This window comes from Serratia bockelmannii (assembly GCF_008011855.1).
In the GTDB taxonomy this organism is placed as follows: domain Bacteria; phylum Pseudomonadota; class Gammaproteobacteria; order Enterobacterales; family Enterobacteriaceae; genus Serratia; species Serratia bockelmannii.
Window position 1 is genome coordinate 1,490,713 of record NZ_VOUX01000033.1, and the last position, 14,783, is coordinate 1,505,495.

Genomic DNA, 14,783 nt, shown 5'->3' on the forward strand with positions numbered 1-14,783 from the left:
CTGAATAAGAAATTATTGAATGGTGTAACCGCCGTCGACCACCAGGTTGGCGCCGGTGATCATCGCCGCCGCGTCGCCGGCCAAAAACAGGGCGCTGGCGGCGATATCTTGCGGCTCAGCAAAGCGCCGCAGCGGGATTTTCTGCTTCATCTGCTCAGCCACCTCGCCAGACCAGGCCTTACGGCCCAGCTCCGTCAAAACGACGGTGGGTGAAATGGCGTTGACCCGCACGTTGTGCGGCCCCCACTCCAGCGCCAGCACCTGAGTCAACCCGATCACGCCCGCTTTGCTGGCGCAATAGGCCAGGTGATTCGGCAATGCCACCACCCCCGCCTGCGAGGCGAGATTGATGATGCTGCCGCCGCGCTGACTAATGAAACGGCGCCCTACCGCCTGGCAGGTAAGAAACACGCCTTTCAGATTGACCGCCAGGGTTGCATCCCACGCCGTTTCCGGCAGTTCCTCAGCAGGATGCAGCGCGACGATGCCGGCGCTGTTGACCAGCACGTCCAGCCGCCCGAAATGCGCCTCAATCTGCGCCACCGCCCGCTCCACCGACGCGGCATCGGTGACGTCGGCCACGACGCCCAACGCCGCCTCGGCGTCCAGCTGTCGCGCCACTTCCGCAACCTGTGGCGCCCGATCGAGCAGCGCCACGCACGCGCCGTTTTGCAGATAGCGTTCGGCGATAGCGAGGCCGATCCCCGCAGCGCCGCCGGTAATCAGCGCCACCTTGCCCTGCAGCGAGAGCTCGCGCGGCGCCGTAGTTTGATGATTAATCATATATTTCCCCTTAAAACTGTGAACTTCACCCTCGGTCAGGATATTTTCGCCAAACTCGCGCCGCGTTCTTCCGACGCCGTCGCGCTTTCCTTCGGCAGCGTGACAAATTTCATCAGCACGCCGCTGAACAGGTACAAGCCGGTAAAGATCCAGATCACGCCAACGGTGCCGAGACTGCCGATAAACAGCCCCACCACCGCCGGGCCGACAAAGGTGCTCAGGCCGGCGCCCAGATTGAGAATCGACATCGCCGCGCCCTTATTGTCCGGCGCCAGCGACGGCATGATGGCCGACAGCGGCACGAACGCCGCCAGGCAGGCGCCGAACAAACCGGCGGCACAAACGGTCAGCAGGTAGTTGGCGCCAAAGAATTGCGGCACGTAGTAGAACATCAGCGTGGTCAAGGCGCAGCCGACGCAGCCGAACCACATCACCACATTGCGCCAGCCGAGACCGTCGCTGATCACGCCGAAAATCAGGTTGAAAATGATGTTGACCGTCCACAGCGCGGCGTACATCTGCAGCCAATGCGTGCGGGTGAACCCCATATCCATCATGTACATGGGCATGAATACGACGAAGCCGTAAGCCGCAGAGGTATTAATGGTGCGCACGATGCCGCCCAGGCCGATCTTCGGGTTTTCAAACGCGATGGTGATGCCTTTCAAGACGTAACCCAGCGACGCTTTTTCCCGGTTGCCGCTCTGTGCCGCGCCGTCGTCGCGATTGAGCATCAGCGCAATCACCGCGCCCAGCACGACGAAAATCAGCGCGCTCCACAGCGTGTGGATCTCGCCGAGATAAGGCAGCATGATGCTGGAATACAGCACGCCCAGCACGCTGAGCCCGCCGCTGTAGACGAACCAGAAAATCCCCACCGCCGACCCCAGCCTTTCCGGCGGCGCCTCATACGCCACCCACACCAGAAAACCGTAGGCAAATAGCGGATAGCCCAAGCCGCGCAGCGCATAGGTCGGCACCATGATCGCCAGGTTGTTGCTCGGCAGGCCAAACGTCAAAAAGCACACCGAACCGAACAAGAACAGCAGCAGGCCGGCCAACATCACCCGCCGGGCGGTAAAGATTTCCGCCAGCACGCCGGAAAACCAGGCGGCGATCGCGGCCGCAAAGCCATAAACGCTGAACAGCAGCGCCGATTCCTGAATGCTCAGCCCTTTGCCAATCAAATAAGGCGACAGCCATCCTTGTTCCAGCCCTTCGCCCATCATGAACACCAACACGCCGGCATAGCCCAGCAGCAGTTTCGGTGACAGACCAATGCGATGAATCAGTCCATGCAACATAGAACACCCCAGCACATGTGATTATGGAGGCGCAGGCTCGCCCGCACCCGAAGAACGATGCAGGTTTCAGAGGTTTGGATTAAGCACCACTTTGATTGAACCGATGCCGCGCTTCATCAGCTCGAAGCCCTCGGCGAACTGTTCCAGCGGCAGCGTATGCGTCACCACGCCTTCGGTCGGCAGATCGCCATTGGCGATGCCTTCGATCACCAGCGGGTAGCAGTAAGGGCCGAGGTGCGAACCGAGCACGTCCAGCTCCTTGCGGTCGCTGATGATGCTCCAGTCGACGGTCACCGGATCCTTGAACACGGAAAATTCGACGAAGGTGCCGAGTTTGCGGATCAACGTCAGGCCCTGTTCCACGGACTTTTGGGCGCCGGTCGCCTCTATGTAGATGTCGCAGCCGTAGCCGTCGGTCATCGCTTTAACCGCCGCGGGCACGTCGTCACGGGTCGGGTTCAGCGTCACATCCGCGCCGAAGCGCTTCGCCAGCGCCAGACGCTCGTCGGACAGATCCAGCACCACCAGCTTCGAGGGCCCGGACTTTTTGATCGCCCCGATCATGCCCAGCCCCAGGGTGCCGGCGCCGGCCAGCACCACGACATCGCCCAGTTTGATATTGGCGCGTTGCACCGCATGGAAGGAGCAAGCATAGGGTTCGATCAGAATGGCTTTTTCGATCGGCAGGTCGGCCGGCACGTGATAGTTAATCGCCTCTTTGGTGAACTTCATGTACTCGGCCATGCCGCCATTGACGTTTTTCTGGAAACCGTACAGGTCATGCTTTTCGCACATCCAATACTGACCGCGGTTGCAGAAGCGGCATTGCCAGCAGGGAACGATTTGTTCTGATATCACGCGATCGCCGAGATTGAAGCCCTCGACGCCTTCGCCGTATCCCACCACGTGGCCGATAAATTCATGCCCGGGGATCATCGGCGCCTTGATGTATGCCGGTTGTTTTTCATCGCCCCAGAAGCTGGGCGCCCCTTCGAACGCTTTAACATCGCCGGCGCAGATGCCGCAGGCCTCGATCTTCACCAGGATCTCTTTCGGGCCAATCTTCGGTACCGGCACCTGTTCCAGGCGGTAATCTTTCGGGGCGTACGCCACAACCGCCTTCATGATCTCGGGGATACCGGCCGCCATTTTCGCCTCTGTCATGCAGGTCTGACACATAGCACTCTCCTCTGGTAGGGGAACTTATTTTGATCATTAACACACACAAAGAACAAATGAACACTAACGCCACGCGTTCAATTTGCCCACAGTGAACTTATCAAAGTGTGATATCGCTCAAAAACCCGTCTACATGAGGATGAATAACGATTAAAACCTCTTTTTTAGTGACGAAAGTCACCTTTTACAGGCGCAAACAGAAAACACGACGAAAAAACAAAAGAACACAGATTGAACATTTGATTAAACAGAGATACGGTAATGAACGTGGCGCCATCGAGGATCGCCGCCCTTTTCGTTACCAATCAGGAGACCGCTATGCTGCCTATCGCCATCGGCGCCGACGATGCCGCCATTGAACTGAAGGATCTGATCGTCGCCCACCTGCAACAACGGGACATTCCCGTCATTGACTACACGACGGATCGCACCGCAGAAACGGGGATCTATCCCGATATCGCCTATCGCGTCGCACAGGCGATACGGGAGGAAAAACATCGGCGGGGCATCCTGCTGTGCGGCACCGGCATCGGTATGAGCATCGTGGCCAATAAAGTGCCCGGCATTCGCGCGGCGCAATGTCACGATACCTACTCCGCCCAACGGGCGCGCAAAAGCAATGATGCGCAGATCATCACGCTGGGCGCGCGGGTCATCGGCGCCGAACTGGCGAAAACCATCGTCGATGCCTGGCTGGAGTCGGAGTTTGAAGGGGGAGGTTCGGCGCCGAAAGTCGAGCGAATCGGCTATTACGAAAACGCGGTCGGACGGCGTTAAATCGCCTGCAGCCATGATGGCGGTCGTGCATAAGCCGCGCTCCGCCTGGGTTTACTCGGCATTCATTGTTATTATCCATCGCAACAATCAGAAAAAGCGCATTTTCATTCTCGACCCGATGATGCAGTGTGTTCCCCCTATGATGAAAAAGGTTCTCATTTCCCTACGTTGAGCTTGGTCAAGGAGCTTATCAATGAATCAATTAGACGCACTCAAGCAGCTGACCACGGTGGTCGCCGACAGCGGCGATATCGAATCCATCCGCCAGTTCGAACCCCAGGACGCCACCACCAACCCTTCGCTGATCCTGAAAGCCGCCGCGCTGCCGCAGTACAAAGCGCTGATCACCGAAGCGCTGGAGTATGCCCGCCGCCAGGGCGGCAGCAAGGAAACCCAGCTGATCAACGCCAGCGATAAACTGGCGGTCAACATCGGCGTCGAGATCCTCAAAAGCGTGCCAGGCCGCATCTCCACCGAAGTGGACGCCCGCCTGTCGTTCGACCGCGGCATGTGCGTCGCCAAAGCGCGCAAACTGATCGGCATGTATCAGGAACAGGGCATCGACAAATCGCGCATCCTGATCAAGCTGGCTTCCACCTGGGAAGGCATCAAAGCCGCCGAAGAGCTGGAAAAAGAAGGCATCAACACCAACCTGACGCTGCTGTTCTCCTTCGCACAGGCCCGCGCCTGCGCCGAAGCCGGCGTGTATCTGATCTCGCCGTTCGTCGGCCGCATCTATGACTGGTACCAGGCCAAACAGCCTGCCGCCGACTATGACGCCGATCAGGATCCGGGCGTGAAATCGGTGCGCACCATCTATGAATACTACAAGCGTCATCGTTACCAGACGGTGATCATGGGCGCCAGCTTCCGCAAAGTTGAGCAGATCCTGGCGCTGGCCGGCTGCGATCGCCTGACCATCGCGCCGAACCTGCTGGAGCAGCTGAAAAACAGCGAACAGCCGGTCGAGCGCAAGCTGACCCCGTCGACCGAGGGCTTCCACCAACCCGCTCCGCTGGCCGAAGCGGAATTCCGCTGGCTGCACAATCAGGACGCCATGGCGGTAGAAAAACTCGCCGAAGGCATCCGCCTGTTCGCCGTCGACCAGCAGAAGCTGGAAGACATGTTGGCCGCTCAACTGTAACCGCACTGGAGTTTCGTTATGTCTTCTCGTAAAGAGCTTGCCAACGCCATCCGCGCACTCAGCATGGACGCCGTACAAAAAGCAAATTCCGGCCACCCGGGGGCCCCTATGGGCATGGCGGACATCGCCGAAGTCCTGTGGCGTGACTACCTCAACCACAACCCGACTAACCCGCACTGGGCTGACCGCGACCGTTTCGTGCTCTCCAACGGCCACGGCTCCATGTTGATTTACAGCCTCCTGCACCTCACCGGCTACGACCTGCCGATGCGCGAGCTGGAGAACTTCCGTCAGCTGCACTCCAAAACCCCGGGGCACCCGGAGTACGGCTACACCCCAGGCGTTGAGACCACCACCGGCCCGCTGGGCCAGGGCATCGCCAACGCCGTCGGCTTCGCCATCGCCGAACGCACCCTGGCGGCGCAGTTCAACCGCCCGGGCCACGACATCGTTGACCACCACACCTACGCCTTCATGGGCGACGGCTGCATGATGGAAGGCATCTCGCACGAAGTCTGCTCCCTGGCCGGTACCCTCAAGCTCGGCAAGCTGACCGCCTTCTACGATGACAACGGCATCTCCATCGACGGCCACGTCGACGGCTGGTTCACCGACGACACCGCCCTGCGTTTCGAAGCCTACGGCTGGCACGTGGTGCGCAACGTCGACGGCCACAACCCGGACGCCATCAAGGCCGCGATTGAAGAAGCCCGCAAGGTGACCGACAAGCCGTCGCTGCTGATGTGCAAGACCGTTATCGGCTTCGGTTCACCGAACAAGGCCGGCACCCATGACGTGCACGGCGCCGCGCTGGGCGCCGCCGAAGTGGCCGCCACCCGCGAAGCGCTGGGCTGGAAATACGCCGCCTTTGAAATCCCGCAGGACATCTACGCCCAGTGGGACGCCAAAGAAGCCGGTCAGGCCAAAGAAGCGGCCTGGAACGACAAGTTCGCCGCCTACGCCAAGGCCTTCCCGGAGCAGGCTGCCGAGTTCAAGCGCCGCATGAACGGCGAGCTGCCGGCCGACTGGAAAGCCGACGCCAAGGCGTTCGTGGAAAAACTGCAGGCCAACCCGGCCAACATCGCCAGCCGCAAGGCGTCGCAGAACGCGCTGGAAGCGTTCGGCAAGGTGCTGCCGGAGTTCCTGGGCGGCTCTGCCGACCTGGCGCCGAGCAACCTGACCATGTGGTCCGGCTCGAAAGCGCTGAACGTTGACCCGGCGGGCAACTACATTCATTACGGCGTGCGCGAGTTCGGCATGACCGCCATCACCAACGGCATCGCGCTGCACGGCGGCTTCCTGCCGTACTCGGCGACCTTCCTGATGTTCGTGGAATACGCCCGCAACGCGGTGCGCATGGCGGCACTGATGAAGCTGCGCAACGTGTTCGTCTACACCCACGACTCCATCGGTCTGGGCGAAGACGGCCCGACCCACCAGCCGGTGGAGCAGCTGGCGAGCCTGCGCGTGACCCCGAACATGAGCACCTGGCGCCCGTGTGACCAGGTGGAATCGGCGGTGGCGTGGCAGTACGGTATCGAGCGCAACGACGGCCCGACCACCCTGGTGTTCTCGCGCCAGAACCTGACCCAGCAGCCGCGCAGCGCAGAGCAGCTGGCGAACGTGTACCGCGGCGGCTACGTGCTGAAAGACTGCGCGGGCACGCCGGACGTCATCCTGATTGCCACCGGCTCCGAAGTGGGTATCACGGTGGAAGCGGCGGACAAGCTGACCGCAGCGGGCCGCAAGGTGCGCGTGGTGTCGATGCCGTCGACCGACGCGTTCGACAAGCAGGATGCGGCGTACCGCGAGTCGGTGCTGCCGGCGGCGGTAACGGCGCGCGTGGCGGTGGAAGCGGGTATCGCGGACTACTGGTACAAGTACGTGGGCCTGAACGGCGCCATCGTGGGCATGACCACCTTTGGTGAGTCGGCGCCGGCGGAGCAGCTGTTCGCCGAGTTCGGCTTCACCGTGGACAACGTGGTGGCGAAGGCGCAGGCGCTGCTGAAGTAAGCGGCCTGGCGCAAGCCGATAAAAAAGCCGGTCATCATGACCGGCTTTTTTTATTCCATCACCCGATGAATCTGCAAATACTGCAGCAGCATGATGGTCTTGCCGTCTTTAATCCGGCCGTCGGCGATCATCGCCACCGCGTCGCGAAACGGCAATTCGATCACCTCAATATCTTCATCTTCAATGCCGCCGCCGGCCGCGCGCCGCTCATCATCATGGTATTCGGCGATAAAGAAGTGCACGATTTCAGTCACGCCGCCCGGCGACATGTAGGCTTCGAAGATTTTCTTCACCTCGCTGACCTGAAAACCGGTCTCCTCCACCGCTTCGCGGCGCGCGCATTGCTCCGGAGAGTCGGCGTCCAGCAGGCCGGCGCAGGCCTCGAGCAGCATGCCGCTCTCGTTGCCGTTGACGTAGGTCGGCATGCGGAACTGATTGGTCAGCACCACCGTGCCCTTGGCGCGGTTGTACAGCAAAATGGTAGCGCCGTTGCCACGATCGTAGACCTCGCGCACCTGTTGCACCGAACCGCCGTTTTTGCGTTTCAGATCGAACGTGTACTTGTGCAGCACATACCAGTTGTCCGACAGCAGCTCTTTCTTCACATTCTCAATTTTCGACGACATAACCCTTTTCCCTTGCGTGACAACGTGAAGATCATACCGCGATTAGGCCGCGCCGCGGCAGACGATTTGCAACAAAAATCACATCGTCTCTCCGGGTAAACCAGGATTTAAAATACATCGTGGGCAGACGCAGACTCTGACAGACGAGTCAGGACGAATCGCATCCGCAAAGGCAAATCATCAGTGGAAACCGGGCCGCGGCTGAAAATCGGTGGGCATTTCGCTATTCATTTGATTACACAACGACAATTGTTCCCGTTTTGTTGACAACTTGATACAAATCGCGGTGCAATTTAGTTGCAAAAGTTATAGTTTTGCTTTCGAATGAAACTGGCGAAGCGCCTCACCTGAGAGAAAAGGATTCCGTGATTGCTTGTTAAACGTTCCGTGACCGGCAGCCTGGCCAGAGCGCTGTTCGGCATCGTGATCCTGTCGGTGCTCGCCACCGGGTTGGCGTTGACGACCGTCGCCGGCAGCCAGAGCGATGCCGAGGCGATCAACATCGCCGGTTCGCTGCGCATGCAAAGCTACCGCTTGGCCTTTGACCTCGACCGGCAGAACCCGGAGCTGGAGCTGCACCTGCAGCAATACCGGCAATCTTTGCAGGCACCCGCGCTGCAAAAGCTGGCGCGTTTTTACGTCCCGGCCGAGGTACGCAACCACTATCTGGCGTTGCAACGAACATGGCAAACGATGGAGCAGCAGATCCGCGACGGGCAGGCGGCCGCCTACCGGGCAGAGGTTGCCGGCTACGTCAACCGCGTCGATCATTTCGTTTCCGCTCTACAGCGTTATTCAGAGTTGAAACTCACCCTGGTGGCCGCCATCAGCGTACTGGGCTACGCCGCCATCATCGGTCTGGTGCTGTTCTGCATCCGTTTTATGCGCCGCCAGGTGGTCACGCCGCTGCAGCATCTGGTCGACGCCAGCCAGCGCGTGCAACAGCGCGACTTTCGCCACCCGCAGCTGGACGTGGCGCTGCCGAACGAACTCGGCGTGCTGTCGCAAACCTTCAGCGCCATGTCGGACGAGCTGGCCCGGCTCTATCAGTCGCTGGAGCTGAAAGTGCAGGAAAAGACCCAGCGCCTGCAGCAGGCCAACGAAACGCTGGAGGTGCTGTATCGCTGCTCGCAGGCGCTGAGCGTGCGCCAGATCGATCAGCAGGCGTTTGAAAATGTGCTGCGCATCGTGCGCCAAAGTGAACGACTGCGCTGCATCCGGTTGAACGTGGCGGACGACCATGGCCAGTGGCAACTGAACGAAGGAGAACCGGCGCCGGCGCAAGCCTGGAGCGCGCTGTCGATCACTCAAGGCGATAAACTGCTGGGCGAATTGCGTTGGCAGCCCGAGGCGCAGCCGCCGCATCCTCACCTGATGCAGAGCCTGGCCAATATGTTGGGCCGCGGCGTCTACTTCAACCGCGCGCAAAAGCAGCACCAATATCTGTTGCTGATGGAAGAGCGTGGGACCATCGCCCGCGAGCTGCACGATTCGCTGGCGCAGACGCTGTCGTTCCTGCGCATCCAGCTGACGCTGCTCCGGCGCGCCGCCGACGATCCGGCGGCGCAGACGATTATCGATGATTTCGATCGCACGCTGGCCGATGCCTATCGCCAGCTGAGAGAATTACTGGCCACCTTCCGCCTCAACATTCAGGAGGCGGATCTGAATGCCGCGCTGGAGCAACTGTTGCAGCCATTAAAGGCGCTAACCCCCGCGCGGATTCAGTTACACTGTCGGCTGCCCTCGCAGGCGCTCAACGCCCAACAGCAGGTGCACGCGCTGCAGATCGTGCGCGAAGCGGTACTCAATGCCGTCAAGCACGCCGGAGCGAACGAGATCGCGGTGTGTTGCGAGGTCAATGCCGCAGGCGACAACGTATTCAGCATTACCGACGACGGTTGCGGCATCGCCAGTCTGGAAGAACCGGAAGGGCATTACGGCTTGACCATCATGAGCGAACGCGCGGCGCGACTGGGAGGAACGCTGCGCATCCGGCGCAGAGGCGGCGGCGGCACGGCGGTCTGCCTGACATTCTCGCCCTGACCTTGCGGCTGTTCACTCGGCGTTACGGTTGCCGCCGGGCAGAAGGCTGCCCAGAGAGGTTTGCGGTGCAGAATGCCGCTATTTTTGAAGAGACAGTCCCACTGTGAAGCACGCCTCCGGGCGCGTTTGAGTGGCTTTACTTGCTACAGGGAGCATATTTCATGGTGATGAAGCAATACCGAGTCATGATCGTTGACGATCATCCGTTGATGCGGCGCGGCATCAAACAGCTGCTGGGACTGGATGCGCGATTTGGCGTGGTAGCGGAGGCCGGCAACGGCAGCGAGGCGGTTGCGCTGGCACTGCAGCACGCGCCGGACGTGATCTTGTTGGATCTGAACATGAAGGGCATGTCCGGGCTGGATACGCTGCGGGCCCTGCGCGACGAAGGCGTGGACGCGCGCATCATCGTGCTGACGGTCTCCGACGCGCGCAGCGATCTGTATGCGCTGATCGACGCCGGCGCCGACGGCTATCTGCTGAAAGACAGTGAACCGGAACAGCTGCTGGAACACATCAGCGCCGCCGCCGAAGGGCAGAACGTGATCAGCGACGCCATGGCCGACTATTTGCTGGCGCGCGGCGAGCAACGCGATCCCTTCGCCGCCTTGACCGAACGCGAACTGGACGTCTTGCAAGAGGTGGCGCGCGGCCTGTCCAACAAACAGGTGGCGGCGCAGCTGCATATCTCTGAAGAAACCGTGAAGGTGCACATCCGCAATATACTGCGCAAGCTGGACGTGCGTTCTCGCGTGGCGGCGACGGTGATGTACCTGGAGTACAAAAGCCACTGATCGCCCCGCCCCGGCCAATACGCCGGGGCCGCTTACTCGATGGCGCTGAGCAGCGCCTGATGGTGCTGATGCACCCAGCTCTTGTTGAACGGCCCCCAGCTTTCCAACTGATAGAAACCGTCGTTGTTGCGCACGCCCTGCTGCACGAACTGCAGCTCGACGCCCATGCCGGGCAGCGCCTTCAGCACATCCTGCAACGTGCGGCGCGGCCAACCGGTCAGCGCCATCAACCGCGGCACATTGGGCCGCTCACTGTGGCTGATCAGCCAGCATAAATAAAGCCGACGGGCAAATACCGGGTTAATTCCCATGCCAAGCTCCTGCTGTAAGGTGAGTCCAGTTTTTACTTTCGGTTGCCTGCGGCGAAGACATGCGCAAGGCCTTTGATAGTAATAAAAATGTCTTAATAGCGTACAATTATCGGCGTCGGTGATCCACGGCGTTTTCCGCTACCGTTATTTACACTATCTCCTTTTTTTCTCCACGCTTTCCTCGACTATCCCGAGTAAAGTGCAATAGCGCCGGAATCCTTCCCTGCCGCTGAAATGCATATTTCCGATGCGTTTTAAAGATAGAACAAGTCATAACGAGGTTCGCGCTGCATGGCCAATTTTTTTATTGATCGCCCGATTTTCGCCTGGGTGCTGGCAATTATTCTTTGCCTGACCGGGGCATTGGCGATTTTTTCTTTACCGGTAGAACAATACCCGAATCTGGCGCCGCCGAACGTGCGCATTAGCGCAACTTACCCAGGTGCTTCGGCGCAAACGCTGGAAAACACCGTCACGCAGATCATTGAACAGAATATGACCGGCCTCGACAACATGATGTATATGTCGTCGCAGAGCACCAATACCGGCCAGGCAACCGTCACGCTGACGTTCGAAGCCGGCACCGATCCCAACGAAGCGATGCAGCAGGTGCAAAACCAGCTGCAGGCGGCGATCAAACGTTTGCCGCAGGCGGTGCAGAATCAGGGGGTCACGGTGTCGAAATCCGGCGACACCACGCTGATGATGGTAGCGTTCGTCTCCACCGACAACAGCATGGACAAGCAGGACATCGCCGATTACATCGTCTCCAACCTGCAGGATCCGCTCAGCCGCATCAACGGCGTCGGCAGCATGGACGTGTACGGCTCGCAATACGCCATGCGTATCTGGCTCGATCCCAACAAGCTCAACAGTTACCAGCTCACGACCCAGGACGTGGTCAAGGCCATTCAATCGCAGAACGCCCAGGTGGCGGTCGGCCAGTTGGGCGGCACGCCATCGGTCAATAAACAGGCGTTGAACGCCACCATCAACGCCCAGTCGCAGCTCCAGACGCCAGAACAGTTCCGCCAGATCACCCTGCGGGTCAATCAGGACGGATCGCTGGTGACGCTGGGCAACGTCGCCACCGTCGAACTGGGCGGCGAGAACTACAACTACCTCAGCCGCTACAACGGGATGCAGGCCGCGGGCATGAACATCAAGCTGGCCTCCGGCGCCAACGAACTGCAGACCGACCAGTTGGTGAAGGACAAGATCGCCGAACTGTCGCAGTACTTCCCGCGCGGGCTGGAGGCCAAAGTGGCCTATGAAACCACCCCGTTCGTCAAAGCCTCGATCAAGGACGTGGTGAAAACGCTGCTGGAAGCCATCCTGCTGGTGTTCCTGGTGATGTACCTGTTCCTGCAGAATTTCCGCGCCACGCTGATCCCCACCATCGCCGTGCCGGTGGTGCTAATGGGCACCTTCGCCATCCTGTCCGCCTGCGGCTTCAGCATCAACACCCTCACCATGTTCGCCATGGTGTTGGCGATCGGCCTGCTGGTGGACGACGCCATCGTGGTGGTGGAAAACGTCGAACGCGTGATGAGCGAAGAAGGCCTGCCGCCGCGTGAAGCCACGCGCAAATCCATGGGGCAAATCCAGAGCGCGCTGGTCGGCATCGCCCTGGTGCTGTCGGCGGTGTTCGTACCGATGGCGTTCTTCGGCGGCACCACTGGCGCCATCTATCGACAGTTCTCCATCACCATCGTCTCCGCCATGGTGCTGTCGGTGCTGGTGGCGATGATCCTGACCCCTGCCCTGTGCGCCACGCTGCTCAAACCGATCGCCAAGGGCCACCACCACGGTAAGCGCGGCTTCTTCGGCTGGTTCAACCGCATGTTCAACCGCAACACCGAACGCTATGAGCGCGGCGTGGGGCGCATCCTGCACGCCAGCGGCCGCTACATGGTGATTTATCTGCTGTTGCTCGGCGGCATGGCGTTGCTGTTCATCAAGCTGCCGACCTCCTTCCTGCCGCAGGAAGACCGTGGCATCTTCACCGTACAGGTGCAGCTGCCGGCAGGCTCGACCCTTCAGCAAACGTCCAAAGTGGTGGAAAAGGTCGAGCGGTACTTTCTCACCGAAGAGAAACAGGATGTGTTGTCGGTGTTCGCCATCATCGGCTCCGGGCCGGGGGGGAACGGCCAAAACGTGGCGCGTCTGTTCATTCGGCTAAAAGACTGGGATCTGCGCACCTCGGGCGCCAACAGCTCGTTCGACATCATCGATCGCGCCACCCTGGCGTTCAACAAGATTAACGAAGCGCGGGTGATCGCCAGCAGCCCGCCGGCTATCACCGGCCTCGGCAACTCTTCCGGCTTCGATATGGAGTTGGAAGACCACGCCGGCCTCGGCCACGCCAAGCTGATGGCGGCGCGCGATCAGCTGCTACAGCTGGCCGGGCAAAACCCGCTGCTGTCGCGCGTGCGCCACAACGGCCTGGACGACAGCCCGCAGTTGCAAATCGATATCGATCAACGCAAGGCTCAGGCACTGGGCGTGTCTATCGACGACATCAACAATACCCTCTCCACCGCCTGGGGCTCGACCTACGTCAACGACTTCGTCGACCGCGGCCGGGTGAAAAAAGTCTACGTGCAGGCCGCAGCGCCGTTCCGCATGCTGCCGGATGACATTAACAAATGGTATGTACGCAACAGCGCGGGCGGCATGGTGCCGTTCTCGGCCTTCGCCAGCTCGCACTGGGAGTACGGTTCGCCGCGGCTGGAGCGCTATAACGGCAGCTCGGCGCTGGAGATCGTCGGCGAAGCGGCCAACGGCGTCAGCACCGGCACCGCGATGGCGGAAATGGAAAAACTGGTCAGCCAACTGCCGACCGGCTTCGGGCTGGAATGGACGGCGATGTCCTATCAGGAACGGCTGTCCGGCTCGCAGGCGCCGGCGCTGTACGCCATCTCGCTGCTGGTAGTGTTCCTGTGCCTGGCGGCGCTGTACGAGAGCTGGTCGATACCGTTCTCTGTGATGCTGGTGGTGCCACTGGGGGTGATCGGCGCGGTCGCCGCCACCTGGCTGCGCGGTCTGGAGAACGACGTCTATTTCCAGGTTGGCCTGTTGACCATCATTGGGCTGTCGGCGAAAAACGCCATTCTTATCGTCGAGTTCGCTAATGAGCTGAACCATAAAGGCCAGGATCTGATGTCGGCGACGCTCGACGCGTCCCGCATGCGTCTGCGGCCGATCCTGATGACCTCGCTGGCGTTCATCTTCGGCGTGCTGCCGATGGCCACCAGCAGCGGCGCCGGTTCCGGTAGCCAGCATGCGGTCGGCACCGGGGTGATGGGCGGCATGATCTCCGCCACCCTGCTGGCGATTTTCTTCGTGCCGCTGTTCTTCGTGCTGGTGCGGCGCCGTTTCCCGGGTAAAGCGCATCCGGCAACCACGCCGACCACTGAGGAGTAACAGGCAGCGCATAAAAAAAGCAGCGTCGGGTAACCGATGCTGCTTTTTTTCGAACGATAATCTCGTTCCCAAGGTGTTTCAGTGACGTTCCAATGACTCAACCTTGCCATCTGCTTCAACGCTGTGTCAGTTGCCCAACATCTCATCAATGAAGTCTTTCCAGTTTCCTAATTCACGATCAACCATAATACTTTACAACCTCAATTATTTGACGAAGCGGATTCTACGCTTGTTTTTTGACCATGTGAAGGGAAACGGGAACGATGCCGGGCCCGGAAATCGGGCTTAGCGCACATTTTCGTATTTATCTGATCAATGTGCAGTACAGCTATTCCCTTGTGATATCAATTTCTCCACGGTAGCGTGTAAAAGGTATAAAA

At 60.0% G+C, this 14,783-nt stretch carries 12 protein-coding genes; 6 read left to right on the top strand and 6 right to left on the bottom strand.

Annotated elements, in window-relative coordinates; genetic code table 11:
* Positions 1-12: 12 nt before the first annotated feature.
* From FOT55_RS23590 to FOT55_RS23600, 3 genes are all read right to left on the bottom strand, one after another.
* On the bottom strand, positions 13-783 hold the full coding sequence (locus FOT55_RS23590) for an SDR family oxidoreductase (RefSeq protein ID WP_025303809.1): 771 nt from the start codon (positions 781-783) through the stop codon (positions 13-15).
* A gap of 35 nt (positions 784-818) precedes the next feature.
* Positions 819-2,087, bottom strand: coding sequence for an MFS transporter (locus tag FOT55_RS23595; protein ID WP_025303810.1), 1,269 nt, complete (start codon positions 2,085-2,087; stop codon positions 819-821).
* 66 nt (positions 2,088-2,153) lie between these two features.
* Positions 2,154-3,266: an MDR/zinc-dependent alcohol dehydrogenase-like family protein gene (locus FOT55_RS23600; RefSeq protein WP_025303811.1), complete on the bottom strand. Its 1,113-nt coding sequence runs from the start codon at positions 3,264-3,266 to the stop codon at positions 2,154-2,156.
* A gap of 318 nt (positions 3,267-3,584) precedes the next feature.
* Here FOT55_RS23600 and rpiB point away from each other — a divergent pair, with 318 nt between their 5' ends.
* The 3 genes from rpiB to tkt all read left to right on the top strand — a co-directional run bounded on the left by rpiB (position 3,585) and on the right by tkt (position 7,200).
* Positions 3,585-4,043, top strand: a complete 459-nt coding sequence (gene rpiB, locus FOT55_RS23605; protein ID WP_025303812.1) for a ribose 5-phosphate isomerase B — start codon at positions 3,585-3,587, stop codon at positions 4,041-4,043.
* Between the two features lie 193 nt (positions 4,044-4,236).
* On the top strand, positions 4,237-5,187 hold the full coding sequence (tal, locus tag FOT55_RS23610; RefSeq protein WP_016926754.1) for a transaldolase: 951 nt from the start codon (positions 4,237-4,239) through the stop codon (positions 5,185-5,187).
* 18 nt (positions 5,188-5,205) lie between these two features.
* Complete coding sequence (tkt, locus tag FOT55_RS23615) at positions 5,206-7,200, top strand: transketolase (protein ID WP_047729883.1); 1,995 nt, start codon at positions 5,206-5,208, stop codon at positions 7,198-7,200.
* A gap of 50 nt (positions 7,201-7,250) precedes the next feature.
* Here tkt and nudK read toward each other — a convergent pair whose 3' ends face one another.
* Positions 7,251-7,826 carry a GDP-mannose pyrophosphatase NudK gene (nudK, locus tag FOT55_RS23620; RefSeq protein WP_033643990.1) on the bottom strand — a complete coding sequence of 192 codons (576 nt, stop codon included), beginning with the start codon at positions 7,824-7,826 and terminating at the stop codon, positions 7,251-7,253.
* A 369-nt stretch (positions 7,827-8,195) separates the two neighbouring features.
* Here nudK and narQ point away from each other — a divergent pair, with 369 nt between their 5' ends.
* Positions 8,196-9,872: a nitrate/nitrite two-component system sensor histidine kinase NarQ gene (gene narQ / locus FOT55_RS23625; RefSeq protein WP_025303815.1), complete on the top strand. Its 1,677-nt coding sequence runs from the start codon at positions 8,196-8,198 to the stop codon at positions 9,870-9,872.
* Positions 9,873-10,033: 161 nt separating this feature from the next.
* Entirely contained in the window at positions 10,034-10,666 is a 633-nt protein-coding gene (locus FOT55_RS23630) for a response regulator (protein ID WP_025303816.1), read from the top strand.
* Between the two features lie 32 nt (positions 10,667-10,698).
* Here the strand turns inward: FOT55_RS23630 and FOT55_RS23635 are convergent, their stop codons facing one another.
* Positions 10,699-10,977, bottom strand: coding sequence for a winged helix-turn-helix domain-containing protein (locus FOT55_RS23635; protein WP_004941750.1), 279 nt, complete (start codon positions 10,975-10,977; stop codon positions 10,699-10,701).
* A 291-nt stretch (positions 10,978-11,268) separates the two neighbouring features.
* On the opposite strand from FOT55_RS23635, the gene acrD reads away from it, so the two are divergent.
* Positions 11,269-14,403 (top strand): multidrug efflux RND transporter permease AcrD, encoded by a 3,135-nt coding sequence (acrD, locus tag FOT55_RS23640; RefSeq protein WP_147824105.1) that lies wholly within the window; start codon positions 11,269-11,271, stop codon positions 14,401-14,403.
* A gap of 126 nt (positions 14,404-14,529) precedes the next feature.
* Here acrD and ypfM read toward each other — a convergent pair whose 3' ends face one another.
* A complete protein-coding gene (gene ypfM / locus FOT55_RS25705) occupies positions 14,530-14,589 on the bottom strand; it encodes a protein YpfM (protein ID WP_100396732.1) in 60 nt (19 codons plus the stop codon).
* Positions 14,590-14,783: the final 194 nt, after the last annotated feature.